The organism is Romboutsia sp. CE17 (assembly GCF_012317385.1).
GTDB lineage: Bacteria > Bacillota > Clostridia > Peptostreptococcales > Peptostreptococcaceae > Romboutsia_E.
Genome location: NZ_CP051144.1, coordinates 344,715 through 368,551, shown reverse-complemented (window position 1 = coordinate 368,551; position 23,837 = coordinate 344,715). Strand labels below are relative to the sequence as shown.

General features: G+C 27.6%; 23 protein-coding genes. 8 read left to right on the top strand and 15 right to left on the bottom strand.

Annotated elements, in window-relative coordinates; all coding sequences use genetic code 11:
• Window positions 1-27: 27 nt before the first annotated feature.
• Window positions 28-531: an anaerobic ribonucleoside-triphosphate reductase activating protein gene (nrdG, locus tag HF520_RS01830; protein WP_168572408.1), complete on the bottom strand. Its 504-nt coding sequence runs from the start codon at window positions 529-531 to the stop codon at window positions 28-30.
• A 17-nt stretch (window positions 532-548) separates the two neighbouring features.
• Window positions 549-2,678: an anaerobic ribonucleoside-triphosphate reductase gene (nrdD, locus tag HF520_RS01825; protein WP_168572407.1), complete on the bottom strand. Its 2,130-nt coding sequence runs from the start codon at window positions 2,676-2,678 to the stop codon at window positions 549-551.
• A 393-nt stretch (window positions 2,679-3,071) separates the two neighbouring features.
• Here nrdD and HF520_RS01820 point away from each other — a divergent pair, with 393 nt between their 5' ends.
• The 6 genes from HF520_RS01820 (at window position 3,072) to HF520_RS01795 (ending at window position 8,355) form a co-directional block, all read left to right on the top strand.
• On the top strand, window positions 3,072-3,668 hold the full coding sequence (locus tag HF520_RS01820) for a DUF3793 family protein (protein ID WP_168572406.1): 597 nt from the start codon (window positions 3,072-3,074) through the stop codon (window positions 3,666-3,668).
• Between the two features lie 167 nt (window positions 3,669-3,835).
• Entirely contained in the window at window positions 3,836-4,585 is a 750-nt protein-coding gene (locus HF520_RS01815) for a polyphosphate polymerase domain-containing protein (RefSeq protein WP_168572405.1), read from the top strand.
• Window positions 4,579-5,268: a DUF4956 domain-containing protein gene (locus HF520_RS01810; protein WP_168572404.1), complete on the top strand. Its 690-nt coding sequence runs from the start codon at window positions 4,579-4,581 to the stop codon at window positions 5,266-5,268. The genes HF520_RS01815 and HF520_RS01810 overlap by 7 nt, the downstream gene beginning before the upstream one ends.
• A gap of 177 nt (window positions 5,269-5,445) precedes the next feature.
• Entirely contained in the window at window positions 5,446-6,117 is a 672-nt protein-coding gene (locus HF520_RS01805; protein WP_168572403.1) for a response regulator transcription factor, read from the top strand.
• Window positions 6,118-6,119: 2 nt separating this feature from the next.
• Window positions 6,120-7,319: a sensor histidine kinase gene (locus HF520_RS01800; protein WP_168572402.1), complete on the top strand. Its 1,200-nt coding sequence runs from the start codon at window positions 6,120-6,122 to the stop codon at window positions 7,317-7,319.
• A 61-nt stretch (window positions 7,320-7,380) separates the two neighbouring features.
• Entirely contained in the window at window positions 7,381-8,355 is a 975-nt protein-coding gene (locus HF520_RS01795) for an aromatic acid exporter family protein (RefSeq protein WP_168572401.1), read from the top strand.
• 112 nt (window positions 8,356-8,467) lie between these two features.
• On the opposite strand, the gene HF520_RS01790 is transcribed toward HF520_RS01795, so the two are convergent.
• The 8 genes from HF520_RS01790 to HF520_RS01755 all read right to left on the bottom strand — a co-directional run bounded on the left by HF520_RS01790 (window position 8,468) and on the right by HF520_RS01755 (window position 16,653).
• Window positions 8,468-10,381, bottom strand: a complete 1,914-nt coding sequence (locus tag HF520_RS01790) for a carbohydrate-binding domain-containing protein (RefSeq protein WP_168572400.1) — start codon at window positions 10,379-10,381, stop codon at window positions 8,468-8,470.
• Window positions 10,382-10,749: 368 nt separating this feature from the next.
• Window positions 10,750-11,550, bottom strand: coding sequence for an NAD(+)/NADH kinase (locus tag HF520_RS01785; protein ID WP_168572399.1), 801 nt, complete (start codon window positions 11,548-11,550; stop codon window positions 10,750-10,752).
• Between the two features lie 35 nt (window positions 11,551-11,585).
• On the bottom strand, window positions 11,586-12,374 hold the full coding sequence (gene hdhA, locus HF520_RS01780) for a 7alpha-hydroxysteroid dehydrogenase (protein WP_168572398.1): 789 nt from the start codon (window positions 12,372-12,374) through the stop codon (window positions 11,586-11,588).
• A 188-nt stretch (window positions 12,375-12,562) separates the two neighbouring features.
• Window positions 12,563-12,784 (bottom strand): alpha/beta-type small acid-soluble spore protein, encoded by a 222-nt coding sequence (locus HF520_RS01775; protein WP_243155175.1) that lies wholly within the window; start codon window positions 12,782-12,784, stop codon window positions 12,563-12,565.
• An 82-nt stretch (window positions 12,785-12,866) separates the two neighbouring features.
• Entirely contained in the window at window positions 12,867-13,508 is a 642-nt protein-coding gene (locus HF520_RS01770) for a YitT family protein (protein ID WP_168572397.1), read from the bottom strand.
• Window positions 13,509-13,634: 126 nt separating this feature from the next.
• A complete protein-coding gene (locus HF520_RS01765) occupies window positions 13,635-14,438 on the bottom strand; it encodes a YjjW family glycine radical enzyme activase (RefSeq protein ID WP_168572396.1) in 804 nt (267 codons plus the stop codon).
• A gap of 2 nt (window positions 14,439-14,440) precedes the next feature.
• Entirely contained in the window at window positions 14,441-15,934 is a 1,494-nt protein-coding gene (locus tag HF520_RS01760) for a YjjI family glycine radical enzyme (RefSeq protein WP_168572395.1), read from the bottom strand.
• Window positions 15,935-15,963: 29 nt separating this feature from the next.
• The gene (locus HF520_RS01755; RefSeq protein ID WP_168572394.1) at window positions 15,964-16,653 is read right to left on the bottom strand and encodes a Crp/Fnr family transcriptional regulator; all 690 of its coding nucleotides are present in this window, start codon (window positions 16,651-16,653) and stop codon (window positions 15,964-15,966) included.
• Window positions 16,654-16,843: 190 nt separating this feature from the next.
• On the opposite strand from HF520_RS01755, the gene HF520_RS01750 reads away from it, so the two are divergent.
• A complete protein-coding gene (locus HF520_RS01750; protein WP_168572393.1) occupies window positions 16,844-17,794 on the top strand; it encodes a calcium/sodium antiporter in 951 nt (316 codons plus the stop codon).
• A gap of 117 nt (window positions 17,795-17,911) precedes the next feature.
• On the opposite strand, the gene gatY is transcribed toward HF520_RS01750, so the two are convergent.
• From gatY to HF520_RS01725, 5 genes are all read right to left on the bottom strand, one after another.
• Window positions 17,912-18,766, bottom strand: coding sequence for a tagatose-bisphosphate aldolase subunit GatY (gatY, locus tag HF520_RS01745; protein ID WP_168572392.1), 855 nt, complete (start codon window positions 18,764-18,766; stop codon window positions 17,912-17,914).
• Window positions 18,767-18,819: 53 nt separating this feature from the next.
• Window positions 18,820-19,986 (bottom strand): SIS domain-containing protein, encoded by a 1,167-nt coding sequence (gene agaS, locus HF520_RS01740; protein ID WP_168572391.1) that lies wholly within the window; start codon window positions 19,984-19,986, stop codon window positions 18,820-18,822.
• A 98-nt stretch (window positions 19,987-20,084) separates the two neighbouring features.
• Window positions 20,085-20,810: a GntR family transcriptional regulator gene (locus tag HF520_RS01735; RefSeq protein ID WP_168572390.1), complete on the bottom strand. Its 726-nt coding sequence runs from the start codon at window positions 20,808-20,810 to the stop codon at window positions 20,085-20,087.
• 225 nt (window positions 20,811-21,035) lie between these two features.
• The gene (gene pfkB / locus HF520_RS01730) at window positions 21,036-21,977 is read right to left on the bottom strand and encodes a 1-phosphofructokinase (RefSeq protein ID WP_168572389.1); all 942 of its coding nucleotides are present in this window, start codon (window positions 21,975-21,977) and stop codon (window positions 21,036-21,038) included.
• Between the two features lie 185 nt (window positions 21,978-22,162).
• Window positions 22,163-22,747, bottom strand: coding sequence for a helix-turn-helix domain-containing protein (locus tag HF520_RS01725; protein WP_168572388.1), 585 nt, complete (start codon window positions 22,745-22,747; stop codon window positions 22,163-22,165).
• Between the two features lie 219 nt (window positions 22,748-22,966).
• Between HF520_RS01725 and HF520_RS01720 the strand changes: the two genes are divergently transcribed.
• Window positions 22,967-23,656 carry a YczE/YyaS/YitT family protein gene (locus HF520_RS01720; RefSeq protein ID WP_168572387.1) on the top strand — a complete coding sequence of 230 codons (690 nt, stop codon included), beginning with the start codon at window positions 22,967-22,969 and terminating at the stop codon, window positions 23,654-23,656.
• Window positions 23,657-23,837: the final 181 nt, after the last annotated feature.

The window sequence follows — 23,837 nt, the reverse complement described above, 5'->3', positions numbered from 1 at the left end:
ATGTGTCTCCTTAGCTATTTATAATCTTTAGCATACTTCGTGCAATGCTATATTTTTTTCTTCTATTGATTTTTTAACATCTATAACTCTTTGATTAGAAGATCCTCTTAACATAATAGATAAGTTTTTATTTTCTTCTTCAAATTTTCCATCTATTAATACATCTATATAATTTAATATATCTCTTTGGGTTTCATTGAAATTTTCAACCGTATATCCAGTCCATAGATATATCTTTTTATTAGGGTAATTTTTTTTAAATTCTTTACAAAGTTCTAATACTCCATTTACATTTTCAGAGCATAAAGGCTCTCCTCCAAGTATAGATAAATCTCTTTCTATACTATTCTTGTCTATGTTTTCAAGTATATACTTTAAGTCTTCTTCTGTAAATTCTCTTCCACCATTATAGTCCCATGTTTCTTTATTAAAGCAACCTTTACAATGATGAGGACACCCTTGTGTCCAAAACGACATTGTTATTCCTAATCCATTTGCAATATCATTATCTTTTATCTTAGAAAATCTCAATCTTATCACTCCAAATCTTATAGATGTAATACTCTTTGTCCTATTTCTTGAGTACGCCCTTTACCCCACATATTTGAACCTATATATCCACAAGTTCTTCTCATAACTTGCATCTCATCTTTGTCTCTATTTCCACAGTTTGGGCAATACCATTCTAAATCATTATCTAATTTAATTTCTCCAGTATAATCACATTTGAAACATACATCCGGCTTTGTATTTATTTCTGCATATTGTATATTGTGATATATATAATTTATTATCTGTTCTACTGCAGGTAAATTCTTACTCATATCAGGAACTTCAATATAACTTATACATCCACCTGAGCTTATATCGTGGAATTGACTTTCAAATTTTAACTTAGAGAAAGCATCTATTTCTTCAGTTACATGCACATGATATGAATTTGTATAATACATTCTATCTGTTACATTTTTTATTTCACCAAATTTCTGCTTATCAATTCTGCAGAATCTTGAAGTTAAACTTTCTCCTGGAGTTCCATATAATCCAAATCCTAAACCAGTTTCATTTTTCCACCTCTTGCAAGTCTCATTTAAGTGGTGCATAACTTTTAAAGCAAATTCTTCCCCTTCTTTTGTTGTATGAGATACTCCTAGCATAGCCTGAGTCATTTCATATACTCCAACATATCCTAATGAAAGTGTTGAATATCCATTTTTTAAAAGCTTATCTATTTTTTCACCTTTTTTTAGTCTAGCAATCCCACCATGTTGCCAGTGTATTGGTGATATATCGGATGTTGTTCCTAATAATAAATTATGTCTAACCATTAAAGCTTCCCTACATAGATCTAGCCTTTCATCTAATATTTGCCAAAACTTTTCCATATTTTTATTTGCTGTTAATGCGACTTGAACTAGATTAAGTGAAATTACGCCTTGGTTAAATCTTCCATACCATTTATAATTTCCATTTTCATCTTTCCAGTTACTAAGATGAGATCTACATCCCATTGGAGGGAATGTTTCACCATCATAATTTTTTCTCATTATTTTAGCACTTTGATAATCTGGAACTAATCTCTTAGTATTACATTTAGCAGCTAGCTTTGTTATATAATCGTATTTTCCGCCTTCTAAACAGTTATGTTCATCTAACAGATAAACTAATTTAGGGAACTCTTCTCCAATTTCATTGCCCTTATAGTTTTTCATACCTTCTAATCTTTGAAGTATCATCTCCTCACAAATTAATGCCATTTCTCTTTCATACTCATGACCTTCTTCAATTTCAAGGTATATTGTTGAGAATGGAGACTGTCCATTACTTGTATGAAGTGTAGATAATTGATATCTGATAGTTTGTATACCTGATTTTAACTCTTCTAACATTCTCTCTTCAGCTAATTCATGAGCCATTTCTTCAGAATACTTTTCTTTATATCTATTAAAATATTTATCATATGAAACTCTTAAAAAAGGAGCTATATGTTTTATTGTTATTGAATTTCCTCCATACTGCCCACTTGCTATTTGAGCTATAATTTGAGTTACAATTGTACAAGCCGTTGAAAATGATTTAGGCGATTCAACTAGCTTATTATTTATAACTGTTCCATTAGTAAGCATATCTTCTAAATTTATTAACATACAGTTATGAATAGGTTGTATAGTATAATCCATATCATGGAAATGAAGAACACCTTCATCATGAGCTTGAACTATATGAGCAGGTATTAACTTTCTTCTCGCTATATCTTTTGATACTTCTCCTGCCACTAAGTCTCTTTGAGTAGATGCTAACATTCCATTTTTATTAGAATTTTCATTCATTACTTCTTCATTACTTCTATCTAATAAACTTAATATACTATCATCTGTAGTATTTTTTTCTCTTTTAAAGGATTGAACTGCTCTATATCCTTCATAAGCCTTTGCTGTTAATTCTTGTTTATTTTCTATTAACATTCTATAAACCATATCCTCTACTTGATGTACTGTTGGTGACATACTATTTTCATAACAATGCATCTCTATTTCCGTCGCAATTTTATTAGCTATATCTTCTCTATAAATTCCACTACCATATTTCATAGATTTTAATATTGCATTTTTTATTTTAAATTTATCAAATCCAACGCTACTTCCATCTCTTTTTATTATCATTAATTCTTTTATCATAGCATTCTCCTTTTCACCAATTATGTAATCTTTAAACTTTTTATGTTTTGAACAAAATATACAAAATTTATTATTTCAAGTATTGACTTTTATAACTATATACCCTTCTATCGTACTATATATAGTAACCACTTACTTATTCTATACTATATATAGTGTATAGGCAAGTTATTTTTATATTTTCAAATTTTATTTTTATTCCATAAAAAAAGGGGTTAATTGTCACATTTTGTAATAATTACCCTCTCTTTTTATATATAAATCTATAAAATTTATTATCTTTTATTCAAAAAAAATTATAAGATACACATATTTTTATTTTTATTATTGATAATGATTTTCATTAATGTTAAAATATTTTTATGATAATTAATATCAATTAGGAGGTATATTATGAGTTCTATATGCAAAATGAATTGTTGTGATAATAAATCAAGTTCATCTTATTTAAAAAAAATTTTAGAAATGCTAGGTCCTGTTATATTAGGCTCTAAGCCTTCTGAAATATTAAATATATCTGGTAATAAATATGATAAAGAAATTAAATTAAATGAAATAAATTCTTTTTTTAATGATTGTTCTAAAATAAGCTATGAAATTATTAATACCTATGATGGTGGTATTAGAGTCTTTTTTATTAATAAAGATTCTCTAAAACGTACTTTAGATAATAAAAAAAGTATTAATTTTTTAAAGTTTCTAGGGTATCCTTCTCAGTATAACTTAGATTGCTATATAAATTTATTAATTGAAAAATTACATTCTCCTGAATTTCCAAATGAAATAGGTATATTTTTAGGATACCCTCTTAAAGATGTACTTGGTTTTATGGGATATGGCAAACATAAATTATCAGATACTCGATTTTGGAGAATATACGGTGATACATCTGTGTCGTATGAAGTATCAAATAACTTTTTAAAAGATAGAGCTAAAATGAAAAATTTAATTCAATTTAATACTTTAAATGAATTAAAAAAAGTAATTTAAATAAAATGGATGTATAATAATACATTCATTTTTTTGTTTAAATTACTTTTCTTATATTTATCCATTCTTACTTTGAATTTCACCTAAAATACATATTGTCTTAAGTTTTGTTTAAGGTTAAAAGCTTACTATATAAATAGAAATTGAAAATAAGGAGTTGATAAATAATGGCAATTAAATCATTTAAGCGCTATGAAAAAAAATATATACTCTCTCAAAAACAATATGAAGCGTTAATTCCAAAATTACTTGAGTATATGAATCCAGACAAATACTGTAAATCTGGAAATACTTATAATATATATAATATATACTACGATACAAAAAATAGTGATGTTATTAGACATTCTATATCTAAACCTTTTTATAAGGAAAAACTTAGACTTAGAAGTTATAAGATTCCAAGCAATTCTGAAGATATTGTATTTTTAGAACTTAAGAAAAAAATCAATGGAATCGTAAATAAAAGAAGAGTATCACTTACTTTAAAAGAAGCTTATGATTTTTTAAACTTAGGCATAAGACCTTTATCTAATGATTACATAAATAATCAAGTACTTAATGAAATACAATACTATTTAGATAATAATAAAGTTTATCCTGCAGTTTATATCGGATACACTAGGAAAGCTTATTTCGGAAAAGATGATAATAATTTTAGATTAACTTTCGACTCTAATATTATATCAAGAAGAAATGATTTAAACTTAGAATCTGGCATATTTGGCGAAGATATATTAGGAGAGAATAAATATCTTATGGAAGTAAAAATACTCGGTGCTATTCCAGTTTGGTTTACAAAAATTCTTTCTGAATTAGAAATATATAATACTCATTTTTCAAAATATGGCAATGAGTTTATGTCACATTGCTTAAATAAACAAAATATTAATTTAAGAGGAGAAAAAGTATGTTAGAAACAATAATTTCATCAACTACAGGAGAATCTTTTACACTTACTAACGCCCTATTAGTAATAGTATCATCAATTCTCCTAGGACTAGTTATTAGTCTCGTTTATATGAAAACAAACAAAAAATCTGGTTATAATTCTGGTTTTAGTACAACTTTAATAATGTTACCTGTTATAATTTCTATTATTATTCTTTTAGTAGGTAATAATGTTGCTAGAGCATTTAGTTTGGCTGGTGCATTCTCAATAATACGTTTTAGAAGTGCTCCTGGAGACCCAAAAGATATTTCTTATATATTCTTTACACTAGCAGTTGGTCTTACTTGTGGAATGGGATATATCGGCTATGCATTTATATTTACTACAATATTATGTGCAGTAATGATTATATTAGATATTACAAAATATGCAATGCCTAAAAATAAAACAATGCAACTTAAAATAACAATTCCAGAAGATTTAAATTATGAAGGTGTATTTGAAGATATCTTATCAAGATATACAGATTCATGGAATATTGAAAAAGTTAAAACAAGAGACTTTGGAGCTTTATTTGAGCTATCATATATAATTCAAATGAAACCAGAATCTAATCAAAAACAATTTATAGATGATTTAAGATGTAAAAATGGTAATCTAAACATAACACTTACACTTTCTGGATTTGAAGAGAAAGTATATAACTAAGATGAATAAACTTAAGGCTGAATTGTAAACTTTATATAAGTTTATACTTCAGCCTTTCCCTGTACTTATAAAATATAAGTATTGAATATTTTTTATAAAATCTTTACACTTTATAATTAATATATTAAATTTGATTATATTTTAAAATTAGTGATAATTATTTTAAGGAGGGATTATATGAAACTACTTCTAGTAGAAGATGAAGTACAATTATCTGAAGCATTAACTCAAATTCTTATGAAAAATAAGTACTCAGTTGATGCTGTGCATGATGGTGATGATGGATTAAATTATGGATTAACAGGCTTATATGATGTAATTATTTTAGATATAATGCTTCCTAAGCTGAACGGCCTTCAAATTCTTAAGATATTAAGAAAAAAAGGTATCTCTACTCCAATTATATTATTAACAGCTAAAGATAGTATAGAAGATAAAGTTACAGGACTTGATTTAGGTGCAGATGACTATTTGCCAAAACCCTTCTCTCCTGAAGAATTATTGGCTAGATTAAGAGCTCTAACCAGAAGAAAAGGTGAAATTATAAATGATAATATATTAGAATTTGGAGATATTAAACTTAATTTATTAAACTATGATTTAGAATGTAATAACAACTCTATAACACTTACACTAAAAGAATTTGAAATCTTAAATTATTTTATGCAAAGACCTAAAATCATAGTAAGTAAAGATGATTTAATAACAAAGCTATGGGGATTTGATTCAGATATTGACCACAATAATATAGAAGTGTATATTTCTTTTTTAAGAAAAAAATTAACTCATATAAATTCCAACGTAAAAATATCTACCATAAGAAGAGTTGGATATAAACTGGAGGAGTAAATATGTTCGACAAATTAAAGCTCAAGTTTATCTTAATAAATATGAGCCTCTTAACTACAGTTTTTATTAGTATTTTTGGAACTATATACTTTATGACTAATAGTAGCCTTAATAGAGACATTAACGAAACTCTTCACTCTCTAATGGTTACTAATCATAAACCTAAGCCTAATTATAGTAATATTATAGTAGATGTAGATGATAACGGATTAATAACAAAAAGCTTTATTTCATTTAATTTAAGTATTGATTATGATTACTTACAAGATATTGTAAGCAATATACTAAAAGAAAAGAATAATTCTGATAAAATAATTATTAATGATGAACCGTATATATTTTTAAAAAAATCTGATTCACCTTTTTCTAAAATAGTACTTTTAAACGTGTCTTATCAAGAAAACCTTAAATCTTCCTTATTAAAGATATTTCTTTTTGTAGGAACTATAAGTTTGATTGTACTTTTGATTATAAGTATTTATTTAACCAATAAAAGTATTAAACCAATAAAACTAGTTTTTGAAAAACAAAAGCAATTTATTGCAGATGCTTCACATGAGTTAAAAACTCCTTTAACCATAATAAAAACAAATACATCCTTGATCCTAAGTAATCCTGATGATACAATAAAAAACCAAAGCAAATGGATTAATTATATAAATTTACAGACTGATAGAATGTCTGAATTAGTTACTGAGATGCTTTCTTTAGCAAAATTAGATAGTGAAAATAATAATCTTGTCTTCACTAAAATAAATATTAGTAAAATAATTGAAAGTATGATACTTCAATTTGATGCTATTATTTTTGAAAATAATATAACTCTAAATACTAATATAAGTAAAGATATTTTTATAAATGGGGATAAAGAAAGTATAAAAAAATTATTTAGTATTATAATGGACAATGCTATAAAACATACATCTAATAATGGTGAAATCCATATAAACCTATACTCAGAAAAAAATACCTTAAGACTGTCTATAAAAAATACAGGTTTAGGTATTCCTTCTGAACATCTAGAAAAGATTTTTGAGAGATTTTATAGAGTTGATACCTCTAGGGTAAGAGATACTGGTGGATATGGATTAGGTCTATCTATTGCTAAATCTATAGTTGAACAACATAAAGGCAAAATATATGCTCAAAGTACATTAAATAAAGATACAACTTTTTTTATTGAGCTTCCTATTAAGTTTTAAAATATATAAATTTATGCTAAAATTTTATCTGTCAAATTAATATATATAGGGGGTTTTATATTTGAATAAAACTAATGCACTTAAGATAGTAAAATTATCACTTGGAAGTTCCCTTGCTATTTTTATTGCTTGGTTATTGAAATTAGAATATTCTACTGTAGCAGGAGTTATAACCCTACTTACAGTAAAAAATACTAAAAAAGAAACTTTAAAAGGTACTTTAGGGAAAATTTATGGTTTTATTATCTGCACGATATTTTCATATTTATGTTTTAATATTATTGGGTATCATTTATATTCTTTCTCAATTTACATTTTTATAGTTATAACACTTTGTTTTATATTTAATATTCAAGATGTAATTGCAATGTGTGTAGTTATAGCCTCTCATTACTTCTTACAAGGTGAAGTATCGCTTCATTGGTTTTTGAATGAAGCTGGTTTATTTATAATAGGTGCTGGTATAGGTGTTTTAATAAACCTATATATACCATCTAATAAATATAAGATATATGAGACTCAAAAGAAAATGCAAGAAGAAGTAAGTGCTGTTCTTATAGATATTGCAGATATTATTGTTAATCCTCAAGTTGAAAGTAAGTACAATAAAGATTTAAATACTCTAAATACACTTATAAATAATAGTATATCTGCAGCTTATGAAAATATGAATAACCACTTATTAAGTGATACTAAATTTTTCTTAGATCATATGGAAATTATAAAAAGCCAAAGAGATATTTTAGAAAACTTGTATAGCTATGTTTCTCAACTTAATACTACTCCACCACAGGCTCATATTATATCTGCCTTTATACATAAAATAGGTTATACTTCATTTGAAAAAGAATCTGTAAATCTTTTATTAGATGAGTTGAGTAGATTAATGAGTACTATGAAGAATCAACCTCTTCCAGTAGATAGAGTTGAATTTGAAAATAGAGCTATTTTATTTTTATGTCTAACTGAATTGAAGAAATTCTTAATTAATCGTAAAAATGCACAAATACTTAGAGATAGTCATTTTTATAAATAGTATTATCAAAATACCTATGTTGATTTAAATTTATAATTAAATCAGCATAGGTATTTTTTGTTGATATTTTATTACACTCAAAGTTTTATTTTTATATGATCTTTTTATAATATTAGTTTATAGGTCTTTCTCCAGGCATACCACCTTGATTTTCAACTCCACCAGGTCTATTCATATTTCCTGATGAGCTAACTCCAGATTGATTAATACTAGTTATCTTACTTGATACAGTTGCATTTCCAATTTCCGTTCCACTTTTATATGTTCCATCTGAGTATAATCCATCTTTTTCAGTACCTGTTGAACTTCCTCCTGTATAAACCTTATATTTTGAATTAGATTTTATATTAGGTGAACTTACTACAACTGATTGATATGTTTTTGATGGAGCAAATGTTAATATATTATTTCCATCTTCATCTTCTACATGTACTAAAGAATTAGCTTCTTGTTGTGATAGACTTATGTTTAAAGTATTTTGACTTGATGATTCACTTGGAGTTTGAACCATTCCTAGGCTACCAGCTGCTATTAATGTTCCTCCACTTATATCAAAAGTACCATCATAATCTAATGAACCATTTCCTCCATTTGTTGGTCCATTTACTATAACAACTCCATCAGTCATTGTTATTGATCCATTTGCATCTATTCCGTCACCATTTGAATCTACTACTATATATCCACCCTTTAAATTTATAGCACCATTTCCTGATGATTGAAAATTATTTTGTCCTGGACGACCATTTGTAGATGAACCGTCATTTCCTCCAGCTGCATTCATACCATCATCACTAGAAGTTACATATATCTCTCCATCATTAATTGTTATAACTTCACTTTCAATACCTTCGTATGATTTTGAAATATCAATAGAACCACCATTTATATCTAATGTAGCATCTGAATGTATTCCATCATCTCCAGAAGAAATGCTTATTTCACTACCATTAATTGCTATACTTTCATTTGAATGTATAGCATCATCTGAAGAATCTATATTTATACTACCACCATCAATTGTTATATTAGTTGTGGCTTTAATCCCTTTAGCACTAATTGTATCTTCTGTAGTTGATGTTTCATTATTCATATTAGGAGGTTGGTTATTAGGATCTCCTGGATTTTGTCCTGGTTGCATCCCCCAATTACCCCAATCAGAACCAGCACTACTATTTGCACTACCACCACCAGAAGATATATTTATATCGCCTCCACTAATTAAAACTTTACTTTCGCCTTGAATTCCATCTTGCTCTGAAGTTATATTAAGTTTACCACCTTGTATTAAAACATATCCTTTAGATGTATCTTCTGTATTATTTGATTGAATTCCATCTTGTCCAGATTTAATAGTTACATTACCACCAGTCATTACAACTGAATCTTTTCCTCTTATACCATCACCTACTGATGTTACACTTATATTTCCATTTTCTATAACTAGATCATCTTTACTTACTATACCTCTATCATAATTTCCGCTAACTTCTAGAGATCCACTATCTATAAATGTTAAATCTTCTTTACTAAATATTGCTGCATTAGGCTCATCAGAAGTTTCATCCTCAAACTTATATTCTGATCCATCTTTTATATAGTTTTTACTCTTCTCAGCTAGTGATATTACTGTTTTTTCTGAACTTTGAACGTAAATAGGTGCACTATTTGAACATGTAATATCTACTCCATTTAACTGTATATAAGTCTTTTCTTCTTTATTTGTATTTACTATTATTTGTCCGTCACTTAATTTTCCACTTATACTATATGTGCCTGCATCTGTAATAGTAATTATATTATTTTCTACATTTACTCCAGATCCTTCTACAACTGTATTATCATCAGATAATTTTATATATGTTTCAATATCTCCTATAGATTCACTTTCTTTAACCGCAATCTCAGTTTGTGAGTTAGTTGTACTATCAGATACATTGTTTTCTGTGTTTGTTTTTGCTGAACATGCTGTAACAACTACACATAAAGAAAGTGTATATAATATTGATAAAAATCTTTTATTCATATTAAAGCTCCTCCTACTTAATTTATAAAGTAATAATAGCATTTATACCTTAAATCAATCTTAAAATACATCTACAAGATCTAAAAAAGTAGAATTCTTCTAATATTTTTACTTATATCCTCTAATTTATTTAGCCATTTTTTACAACAAAAAATTGCATAAAATATTAGTATATTTTATGCAATCTTAAGTGTTATTCATAGTAGTAAATTTTGAGGGAGAACTACTATTACATCTATATCAAATTAGGGTATTATGCTTATTTGATATGTCTTTCTTTAACTATATAATACATTCAGTATATGAATTTAATGTAAATTTACTATGAAAAAAGTTTAAATTTTCATTTTTTATAAATTTAGTTGTTTTTATAAAAATTTTTCTGCAACTCTAGTCCAAAATTCATATCCGTTTAATCTAAGCAAATTAATTCTTTTATCCGATTTAAATACTCTTATCTCTTCTATATGAGTAAATTTATATTGAGTTCCATCTACAACAATTAATATAGAGTTTTCAAAGTGATATTCTGGAGAAATAGCTATTACTGATGTAGTTGGTAATATTATACTTGAAGTAAAAGATCTATATGCATTAGTATTCATTGGAGCAATTGGTGTAAGTTGTAATAAATTAAGGTTTGGATCAACTATACTTCCACCAGCTGAATAATTATACGCTGTAGATCCTATGGGTGTGGATATTAGCATTCCATCACCACTAAAACTTTCTATTTTTATACCATCTACTTGCAAGTCTAAATGCACTGTTCTAGACTTTACATTCTTTATAACAATTTCATTTATAGCAGTTATATTTACACATTGATCTTTAGTTCGTATACTAGCCTCTAAAGGTGATATCTTTTGTATAAAATACTCTTCATTTATATATGCCTTTATAAAATCATCAATTTGACTAGGAGATAACTCTGCAAAAAAACCTAAATGCCCTGTATTTATAGCCATTACTGGTATATCTACAAAACTGAATCTATGTATAGTTTGTAAAAAAGACCCATCTCCTCCGATTGATATTAGTAGCTTTGTATTATTTTCTATTTTATCACTTACATTATAGCCTGCTTCTGATAACTTTCTAGTTAAAAGGTCTTTAACTATAATTGATTGTTTTAATCGATTAGAAGTTACTGTAATAGATTTTTCCATGGGATACCTCATTTCAAATTTCTTACTTAAATCTCCTACTTTTTAACATCATCACCATACATAGGAGATGGCTCTCCATAACCACCTGCTACTGATAGTGTTTCTCCAGTTATAAATGATGAATCATCACTTGCCAAAAATAATACAGCTTCTGCTATATCTTTAGGCTGTCCAAATCTTTTTAAAGGTACATGTCTTAGAAACATATCAATAAATTCTTGTGACATATTCTTTAAAGCTGCATCAGTTGCTATAAGTCCCGGTAAAATAGCATTGCATCTTATATTATCTCTTGCATACTGGACTGCTATATTTTCTGTAAGTGAATTTACTGCAGCCTTTGATACACAATATCCTATCCTAGATAAGTCTGGAAGTATAGAACCTATAGATGATATATTTACAATACTTCCACCTCCATTTTTAATCATAAAAGGTATAGCTATTTTGCATGGTATATATACACTTTTTATATTGTAATCTAAAGTTTTAAAAAAAGTTTCTTGATCTCCATCAACTAGATTTCCATCTTTTTTAGCATCTGTTGAACCATAATTATTTACTAATATATCTATCTTTCCTGCATCTTTTACAACATCTTCAACCATAGTTTTATATGTGTCTTCTTTAGTTGCATCAAAATATACAGCCTTTGCTTTATAACCTAAACTATCAAGGTTATCACAAATTTCTTGAGCTGCATCTAATCTTCTTGCTCCTATATAAACTAGAGCCCCATTTTCAGCTAATGTTTTAACTGACTGTAATCCGATACCCCTTGTTCCAGAAGTAACTAATGCAACTTTTCCATCTAATTTTCCCATATCCGCGCTCTCCTTTATATAAAAGTTTTATTTATTCCTATTTTTTATAATATATAAATTATTATTTGCATTTTTTAGTTCAATAATACTTTAAATAAAATACTAAAAACCTGTTGAATCATTATTATCTATATTTAATATAAGTATAAAAAAAAGGATTGTTAAAACAATCCTTTTTTATACTTATATTATTTTTTACTATTATACTGTCTAAGTAACGCCTCTTCTCCCATTTGAACTAATTTTTTACTCATCTGACCACCTACACGGCCTCCGATTTCTCCATTATGGTATGAAGTTTCATTAGCACCATATTCATTTTTAGCTTCCATTCCTAATTCATTAGCTATTTCTAGTTTCATTTGATTCAGAGCTGCTTTTGCATTTGGGTCTACTGGTTTATTCGCCACTTATATCACCTCTTTTAATTACTCACATTCTATATTATATTGTTCTTATTTTTTGATTTTATACTTTCATTAATCAAATTTACTACTGCTTAGTTATAGCAAGCTCTTCTACAACCTTGTCCTCATTATTTATTTTATTACTATCATACATAATGCTTATTATTTTTCCACTTATTGTAACTGCTATTAATGAGAAAAATATCTGCTTAAAACTCAAGTAAGATAATGATAAAATTAATACTATAAAGTCTGTAATCATATATACGTGATTTACTTTTAGAGATGTCAACTTTTCTCCTACTAAAGCTATTACATCATCTCCTCCTGCAGCTCCACCAGCTCTTACTATTATACCGATTCCAATTCCTACTCCCATACCTGCAAGTATACTTGCTAATAACATATTATTAGATAAGTTAGGCACTACAAAACCAATACTTTCCCATAATTTATACCATGTTGAAAAAGATAAGCTAGCAAATATTGAGAGACCTAAAAATTGCTTTCCAAAAAACCTAGAACCTAAAGCAAATAAAGATAAATCTATTACAAGTGCTGTGATTGATGGTGAAATATCAAATATATTTTTTATTAAAAGCAATAATCCTAAAACACCACCCTCAGTTACATTATTTTGATAATTAAAATTAAAGCTTCCAAAAGCTAATATACAACTTCCTAAAGCTATTAATAATAAATTCTTAATATATTTTTTTAGCCACATAAAATCATCCTCCAATTTTGACTCTTAATCTATTATATACCTTGGTATAATACCAATGTATATAACTTTATATAAAAAAAGCTATGAAGAATAGATCTAATCATCTAATCTTCATAGCTTTTCAGTTTATATCTTTGTATATTCTAAGTAAATCTTCATATCATCTTCACTAGGCCCAACTTCCCCATGAAGTTCTAAACCTTCTTTTCTAACTCCATACTTTCTATAAGCATTAAGTTTATACTTACATCTTTTATTAATAATTTTTGCTACTTCCTTAATTGTGTATTCATTATTTAAATTTTTAGCTACAACAGTTCTTACTTCATAAATCTTATCCATATCTAAAAGATAGTTTAGATTTTTTAATATAACGTCATTACTACACCCTGTTATTTTTATATGCTCTTCATCATCAAAACACTTTACATCTAACATAAATTTATCTGTTAAATTTACTAATTCTTCTTTTTCTGTAAAATCTATAGTTCCGTTTGTGTCAACATAACAAGTAAGACCAAGCTCTTTTTTTACTCTAGAAAATAGTTTAACTAAAAATTCATCATTAAGAGTACATTCTCCTCCACTAACGGTAATTCCCTCAATAAATGGCTTTATCCTCTTTATTTCTTCAAACAACTCATCTACAGAGTAGTCTTTAGTTTTTGGAGTTGATAGTTTCTTACAAGTCTTTCTACAATTATCACAATCTACACATTTATCCTTATTCCATAGTACCCTATTATTTTCTATAGATAGAGCCTGAACAGGACATGTTTTTACACACTCTCCACAGTGAATGCATTTATTTATAGTCTCTGGATTATGACAGTAAGTGCATTTTAAATTACATCCTTGAAAAAATATTGCTGTTCTATTTCCTGGACCATCTATACAAGAAAATGGAATTATCTTATTTACTAATGCCATAATTAATCTCTAAGCTTTCTATCAAAAGCTTTTGCTCCATTCTTCGCGTTTAGACCATATATTGTAGCATTATTTTTAACTGCCTTACCACTTTCTAACTCAGCTACTTCAGACTTCTTAACAAGGTATCCAGTAACACGAACAACATCACATCCACCTGAGTAAGCAGATATATATCTTATACCTGTATTAAATGCTCCATCTATAATATTTACTATAGCTTCTGGTTTATCTTTATAAGTATCTTCAAACACAAATATGTCTCCTATACCATTAAAGAAGTATTTATGATATGGAGCAGATTGTATTATATGTTCAAATAATTCTGGTTCTTCTCCTACTGGTATTCTACATCCTGGAGATATTCCAACATCAGAATCTATACCAACTTGACAATGCATAACATGTCTACCATTAAAACAATGAACATGTTTAGATTTATGTGAGCTTACTATTTCATTAAGTCTTTCTATTATTCTTAGACCTAAACCATTTGCAATATCTGAATAACCAAATCTATCTTTTTGCTCAGTAGCATCTAATAAATGATTAACAGCCTCTGCAAGCCCTACTATTCCAAACATTCCTGTAAATAATTCTTGTTTTATAAAACCTTCTTTAACAAGGAAGCTTGACTTAAAGAAAGCTGCTTCTTCTAATAAAAATCTTGCTCTTTCATCTATATATGCAAGCATTTTTTCTGCTGCAAATGGTAATTTATTTTCAACAAAATCTTCAACAGACTCTGCTGTTTCTGCTAATCTATTTAAAACTAATCTTACTAGGGTATATCCTCCCCCACCTTTTATAAATCCATTATAACAGCTTGCTATCGCGTATTCATCAGTTCCAAAATCTACTATATCCATCTTATGATTTGCAAAGCTTGGTTTTGCTGTAACTAAAGCTGTACTTGCACATAATTCTATAAACTCTTTTGAAGTTAAATCTTTATCATATTTAACTGTTAAGTTTGGCATTGCACATTCTAACTCTTGCATTGCCTTAAGTATAAGTCTTCCTGCTTTAGTATCTATAGGACCTATATTTGCATGTACAAATGAATCTGTTAATGTTCTATCTATATGAGTTAAGAATAACTTTATTGCTTTATAAGCTTCTTTCTCATCTTTTACAAATGGTTCTAAAAGAGTATCTATATTCCCTAGATATACTGGATAAGATGTTATAGATGGTACATGTTTATATAGTATTAATAAGCTATTAGTAGCTTCCCAAATATCAGTTGGTGCATCTAAATCTAAAAATTTACATCCTTTTTCCATTAATAATTCATACTTAGGTATAACATATCTTGGTCTGTAAGGTGCATTTCCTTCAAACATTGTACATATTATTCCTGAATCTAATAATGGCTTAGTTTCTTCATCTATATTTAATACATTTAAAGTACTTTCGGCTTGACCTGCTAGCTGTAGTACTTGTTGACTATAGGTTAAAGTTTCATTTTTTATAATATTTAATACTTGTTCCATTTTGTTCCCCCCAGATCTTGTTTTTGTAATTACTTAACTTTTTCTAACTTATCAATAAGTTTATAAAATTGTTCTTTAGTTATAGTTATACCTTTTCGACTTACAGAGATTAAATTTTCTTCCTTTAATAATTTTAAATTTCTATTAATAGTTCTTATCGAAAATCCTAGTATTGATCCTATTTCTTCTCTTGTCTTTGAAAGTAAAACAATATCTTCATCTTCGCTTTCAAAAACTTTTATTAAGTAACTAATTAATATACATATAGCCGGATATGCTAGTACTTCACCAGTTTTTAAAGATTGTTCATACATACTTTTTGAAACAAACTGCAATACTTCTAATGTTAATTCTTGATCCTTATTAATCCAATTTATAAAATCATCTTTTTTAATTTCAAGAATTATACAGTCTGTGCTTGCTTGTAATGTTGATGAATAGCTTTTCTTATTTGCCATAACTTCCATTACACCTATATAAGCTATTGGATTTACAGTTGCAAAGCTATATATAAATCCATTATCAAACTCATTTCGTACTTGCATACTTCCTTCACAACTTATATATATATCTTGTATATCATTTCCTTTTAATACTATTATTTTGTCTTTTTCAATTTTTCTTAGCTTACAATTATATTTTATCTCTTTAGGTATTTTTTTTATAAATTCCTTTGCTTTTTCGTTTTTTATACGATTATAAATCAAGTCGTTTCGCATAACTTTTTTCTCCTATCGAACAAATTATTGCTCTATTATTATATTAATATCTATTTCAAAACTTAAAAAGGACATGTGTCCTCTTTAATAATTATTTTATCATATTAATTTTTAATTGTAATTAGAAATCTTACATGGTATTCTATTATATTAGGAAATTATTTTTTGAATATACTTTGGAGGGATTTATATGTCATTTTTAATTTTAATTATCGGATTCATTTTCCTTATAAAAGGTGCTGATATTTTCGTTGAAGGTGCAGCTTCTATAGCTAGAAAATTCAACGTTCCATCTATGATTATAGGACTTACAATAGTTGCTATGGGAACATCTGCTCCAGAAGCCGCAGTTAGTATAACTTCTTCTTTAGCAGGTCAAAACGACATGAGTGTTGCTAACGTTGTAGGATCAAACTTCTTTAATATTCTTATGGTTCTTGGCGTTTCATCTATAATAGCTAAGTTACCAGTTCAAAAAGATACAATAAAGAAAGATGCTCCTTTCTTAATAATTGTAAGTACTCTATTATTATTATTTGGATTAAATCTTAAAATTAGTAGAATAGAAGGCGTAATATTATTAGCTTTATTCACTTACTTCTTAATAGATACTATTAAAAGTGCTAAAAAATCTAGTAATAAAAGCGATTCAGATGAAATTGCTGCAACATCTGATATTGAGGTTTCTGATGAAGTCTCTATGCCAAAAACTATATTAGTTTGTATAGTTGGGATAGTTGGTATAGTACTTGGTGGAGATATGGTTGTTAATTCAGCAACTTCTATAGCTACATCATTTGGTATGAGTGCTAACTTAGTTGGATTAACTATAGTAGCAGTTGGTACATCTTTACCTGAATTTGTTACATCTATTGTTGCTATAAAAAAAGGAGAAACTGAAATAGCAATTGGAAATGTTATAGGTTCTAACATATTCAATATATTATTTGTTTTAGGTTTAGCTACTACTATATATCCTATAACTATAAGTATGTTTGCTCTTATCGATGTCATTTTTATGGTAGCTATAACAGTTCTATTATACTTATTCATGAAAAAAGATTATTCACTTGTTAAAAAGCAAGGATTTATATTCGTAGCTGTATATATAGCATATATGATATATACAATTATAAGATAATAAAAAAGGGTGTATTTATTACACCCTTTTTTATTTATAATCATCCTCATTTTATATTTTAATACTATTACAATATATGGATTTGTAAGTTTCTTTTATTCTATAAATGGCTTCAGTTTATCTCGCTTTTTGATTACATCCACATACCATTATCTTATCTTTTACAAATTCTTTTACACATTTCAATCCTTCAGCACCATATTTTTTCGGATCTATAGTTTCAGGATTTTCATTTAATACTTTCTTAACACCTTCACTATAAGCTATACGTAACTCAGTTGCATAATTTACTTTACATATACCTCTTTTGATTGATTCTATTATTGTTTCATCAGGAATTCCAGAACCGCCATGTAACACTAATGGTACTGAAACAACTTCTCTTATTTCTGATAGTCTTTCTAAGTCAAGCTTAGGTTCCCCTTTGTATAATCCATGAGCAGTTCCTATAGCTACTGCTAAAGAAGATACACCTGTTCTTTCAACAAATATCTTCGCCTCAATTGGATCTGTATATGCACTTCCTTCTCCTCCATCTAAGTCATCTTCTTTCCCTCCAACTTTACCAAGTTCTGCTTCAACAGGTATTTGAGATGGACTACATGCATCTACTACTGCTTTAGATAAGGCTATATTATCTTCATAACTCTCATGTGATCCATCAATCATTATTGAAGTATACCCTACCCTTAAAGCTTTCATTGCTAAATCAAAGCTTGAACCATGATCAAGATGCATAGCTACTGGCACAGATGCTCTTTCTGCAGCTACCTTAGCATTTGCTAAGTAATAATCTAATCCTGCATATTTAATAGTTGATGGAGTTGTTTGTAGTATAACTGGAGCTTGCAATTCTTCTGCAGCTGATATCACTGCCATTACCATTTCCATGTTTTCTACGTTAAATGCTCCTATTGCGTAATGTCCCTCTTGAGCATTTTTAAGTAATTCAGTAGTTGTTACTAATGCCATTTCATTCTCCCCCTAATGTTTAATTTTATATTTTTAGATAAAGCTTTTTAGTATTATTGATATGGATGTATAGTTACGCCTTTTACAACTCTATTTACAGTTCCAGATGGAGATGGAGTATCTGGTGTGTTCCCAACTTTAACTGAAGTTAGTAGAGAAACTGTTTGAGCAAATAATATATATGGGAATGCTAAGTATAAATCTGGTAAACTAGCATATTTTCCATCAAAATCAAATATATTCCCTGAGAAATTTTGCTCCTTATTAACACATATTCCTAAAGTTAGCTTAGCTATTTTATCTTCATTTATTTCTTCTAAAACATCTAAATCATATTTTCTTGTGTATTCATCATTAGAAACGAAAACAAATACTATTGTATTTTCATCTACAAAAGACTTTGGACCATGTCTAAATCCCATTGGTGAATCATAACCTGTAGCTATCTTTCCTGCTGTAAGCTCTAATAACTTAAGTTGAGCTTCTTGAGTTAATCCACAAAGGCTTCCTGAACCTAAGTAAACAACTCTATTAAATTCTGTATCTATTAATTTTTCAATTTCATCTTCACGATTTATAACATTTTCACCCATTTCTATTATTGCATCTATATATGATTTTTCTACATCTTCATCTATATTATCGAAAATTAACATTGCTGATAGCATCATACATGAGAAACTTCCTGTCATGGCAAAACCTTGATCATTTGAATCAGATGGCATTAATAGTAAGTAGTTATGTTCATCATTCTTAGTCATTTGTGCAAGTTTTCCTTTTGGAGCACAAGTTATTGCTAAATGATAAAAATCTTTTACTATTTGGCTTCCTAAGTTTACTGCAGCTATACTTTCTGGACTATTACCACTTCTTGCAAATGATACTAATAATGTTGGTACATCTTCCACAAAGAAGTCATATGGATTAGATACTAAATTTGTTGTAGCTATTGATTCTATTATATGTTTTCTTATATCTGATTTTTTCTTAATATACGGAAGTATTGTATTTCCAACATATGCTGAAGTACCTGCTCCTGTAAATATTATTCTAAATTGTCCATGCTTTTTACCTATATTTTCTATAAATCTATTTATACTATCTTTATGCTCTTTATATATTTCATACGTTTCTTCCCATAATTTAGGCTGTTGCTTTATTTCTTTTGTAGTTATTATTGCCCCTAATTCTTTTAATCTTTGATCTTCAAAATTAAACATTTTATTCTCCCCTTTTATATTTAAATTTTATTATTAATCACATTGGTAATAAGGTTATAACCAGTTGAGTTTAAATAAAAGAATCTTTTGAAAGATTCTTATCTAATATGCCTTATTTTATATACAAACTTATCACTTCTAGCAACACTTAAAGTAAATTCTATAACTCTGTTATCTTTATTATAAGTGGTTCTAAGTAGTTTTAAGCAAGCCGAATCTACTGGAACACCTAATAACTTTGCTTCTTTATCCGATAGTAAACCTGCTGAGAATTCCTCATCTGCTACCTTTATTACTTCTTTATAGTTATCTCTAAATATTTCATACAGTGGTTTTTTTGAAACAAGCTCTTCTGTTAGTCCTGCAAACTCCTTCATTGGCAAGTATGTTCTTTCTAACATCATTGGTAATTCATCTGCTAGTCTTAGTCTTGTAATCTTTATCATTTTTTCACCAGGTGTTATACCTAAATTTTCTGCAAAATAATTTGTGCTTTCTAAAACTTCAAAAGATAACACTTTTGTACTTGGATTTTTGCCTTGTTCTTTCATATGGTCAGTAAAACTATAGCTATCCATAAGATTTTGTGGATTTTTATTTAGCGCTGCTACAAAAGTTCCTTTTCCATGTCTTTTGTATATATATCCCATATGTTCTAGTTCTGCCATAGCAAGCCTAACAGTTGTACGACTAACTCCATATTGTTCACATATACCTCTTTCTGATAGCATTTTTTCATTAGGATACATCTCATTTTCAATCTTTGATCTTAAGATTTCTACTAATTGATCGTATATGGGTCTCTTATCATTTCTATTTATCATAAAATTTTAGTCCTCTCTAAGTGGTTACTACCACATTTTCAATATAAAATACTTTCCAGTTATTGTCAACATAAAATAATAATTTTATTTTATCATAAATTTTTATAATTATTATTTTTAAAGTTACAACGGTTGTACAAATATAATGACACATTGAAAATACTCTCTAAAAAAGCCATCATAAGTTATTATTTAAACCTTACTTATGATGGCTTTTTATTTATATTAATTCGCAATACATTCTAATTTCTTAACTTGAACTTTTTCTGATAATTTTTCAACCTCATCTAATTTTACAAATCCAGTTTCTATATGAAGAGCATTACTAATACCACATGCATTAGCTAATTTTAATAGTTCTATAGTATCGTACCCTCTTAATATTCCTACACTAAATCCTGCAATTGTGCTATCTCCACTTCCAACGCTATTTACTGTATCTATTTTAGGAACTTTTACTTCATACACTCCATCGTTATTTATATAAATCATCCCATTTTTACCTAAAGATATGCATACATTTTTTGCTCCCATTTTAAGTAATTCTTTTCCTGCAGATATTATTTCTTCTTGAGATTCTACATTTATATTTAATAATTGCTTAATTTCATCCGCATTTGGCTTTATCAAATATGGTTTTGATTCTAATGCAACTTTTAATCCATCTCCAGATGTATCTAGTATGAATTTTATATCACGCTTTTCACATATTTCACCAATAATTTTATAATAATCAATAGGCATATTTTGGCAGTAACTACCTGATGCAACTAGTATTTTAGTTTTGTCTAATACACTTTCTAAATCAGCTTCAAAATTTGTTAAATCCTCTGCATCTATAACTGGTCCTTTCTCTAAGAACTCTGTGCTATTTGAATTTTCATCAATTATATTTAGGCAGTTTCTTGTCTCTTGTTTTATAGATGTAAATTTGCTTTTTATTTCTAACCTATTAAGCTCATTTCTTATGTATTCCCCATTAAAACCACCTAAAAATCCCATTGCTAATGGTTCTTCACCTAATATTTTACATACTTTTGTTACGTTTATTCCCTTTCCCCCTGCTGTTGAATTTGTATCTATAACTCTTTGTACTTCCCCTATATTTATCTTACTTACCTTATACATCCTATCAATAGATGGATTAAATGTTAATACAGTAATCATATATATTTCCCCCTTTAGAAGTTCACATTTTCTTAATCAATATTATATACATAATATTTTTTAATTGGCAAACATTTTCTTTATATTAAATTATTACTGATAAAATACAATGTACTCTAAATAGACTATTAAAATCCTTAATTTAGAGTACATTGTATTTAAGCCTTAAGCATATATTAATAAACTTATATTATTTGATAATATAAACCATGATTTACACAGTAAAAATATAATTTACCATGACCTTGTTTTCTAAACCTAACTTGCAAATTCCACTCTGGATATTGTTTTACAATAAGAACTCTATCACCTTTTACATACGCTACAAAGGAAATATAATGGTCCTTTTTCATATCATGATTACTAGTTATATATAGTTCATCTTCTACTGGCTCTATATTAAGTTTATGATTATCATCTGCCTTTGAAGCTGATAATGCTTCTATTTTTTTTCCACAACAACTTATATCAATTTCTCCTGTTGAAGTTACTAAATTATTACATTGTGGACAAACATAAAATTTTATTTTATTCATATTTCCTCCTGCTAATTCATTTGAATTAATTTCACCTTCTAATATTTTATCTACATTTACGCCTAGTATTTGTGCTAAATCTGGCAATAAAGATATATCTGGACAACCTAAACCTCTTTCCCACTTACTTATGGTTTTATCACTTATATTCATTAAATCAGCTAATTGCTTTTGAGTCATATTTTTATCTTTTCTAAGTTCAAGTATCAGCTTCCCAATCTTCTTACAATCCATGTTGACTTCACCTCTTAATACTAATTTAAATTATTTTCAAAAATTCTTCAATAAACTAATCGTAGAGTTTTTAATCTTCTAATTTTCTATCATAATTTTATTCTATTAAAAATAATAAAAAATAAGTAATTTTATATTTTCAATATTATTATATAATAAGTAGAAATTATACACTTTGGTATGTTATTCTTTAAAATGTAAGAGTTTTATATGGGGGAGATGAATGTTTTGAAACTAACATTAATTAAATTTTCAAAAATGATATTTGGATTTTGCCTTTGTGCATTAGGCATAGTTATGACCATAAATGCTAAGTTAGGTTTATCGCCTTGGGATGTTTTACATGAAGGAATATATAACATGACAGGAATGACTATGGGTAAAGCTAGTATTTTAATTGGAACTTTAGTCGTTATTGCTAATATAGTTCTTGGTGAAAATGTAGGGTGGGGAACTATTATAAACATGGTTCTTGTTGGTATACTTATGGATGTACTTATGTTAAATAATTTAGTTCCTATTGCTAATAGTTTTATTATGGGGATTATTATGATGATTCTAGGTATGTTTATACTTGGAATTGGTTGTGTATTTTACTTAGGTGCAGGATTTGGAAGTGGTCCTAGAGATGGTATGATGGTTGCTATTCAAAGAAAAACTGGAAAATCATTGACTCTTATAAGAGGTACAATGGAAGTTCTGGCACTTATTGTTGGATATTTTTTAGGTGGTACAGTTGGAATTGGAACTGTTATAAGTGCATTTGGACTAGGCTATTGCATGGATATTGCATTTAAACTATGTAAGTTTGATGGAACAGAAGTTAAGCATAGATATATTATAGATGATATAAATTATATAAAAAGTATTTTAAGTAAAAAAGCAGATGATGAAAAGATTATTTCTTAAAATAAATTAAATAAAAATTCACTAGGTGTATAATAACTTTTCCTAGTGAATTTTTATGAGAATGTCTATAGATTTGTGTAAATAAGATTTTTTATAATTTATATTACTGGAAATTTCAAATTCCAGTAATATTTTTTTATTTTTGAGAAATACTAATACTGGAATTCTTTACACAATTATT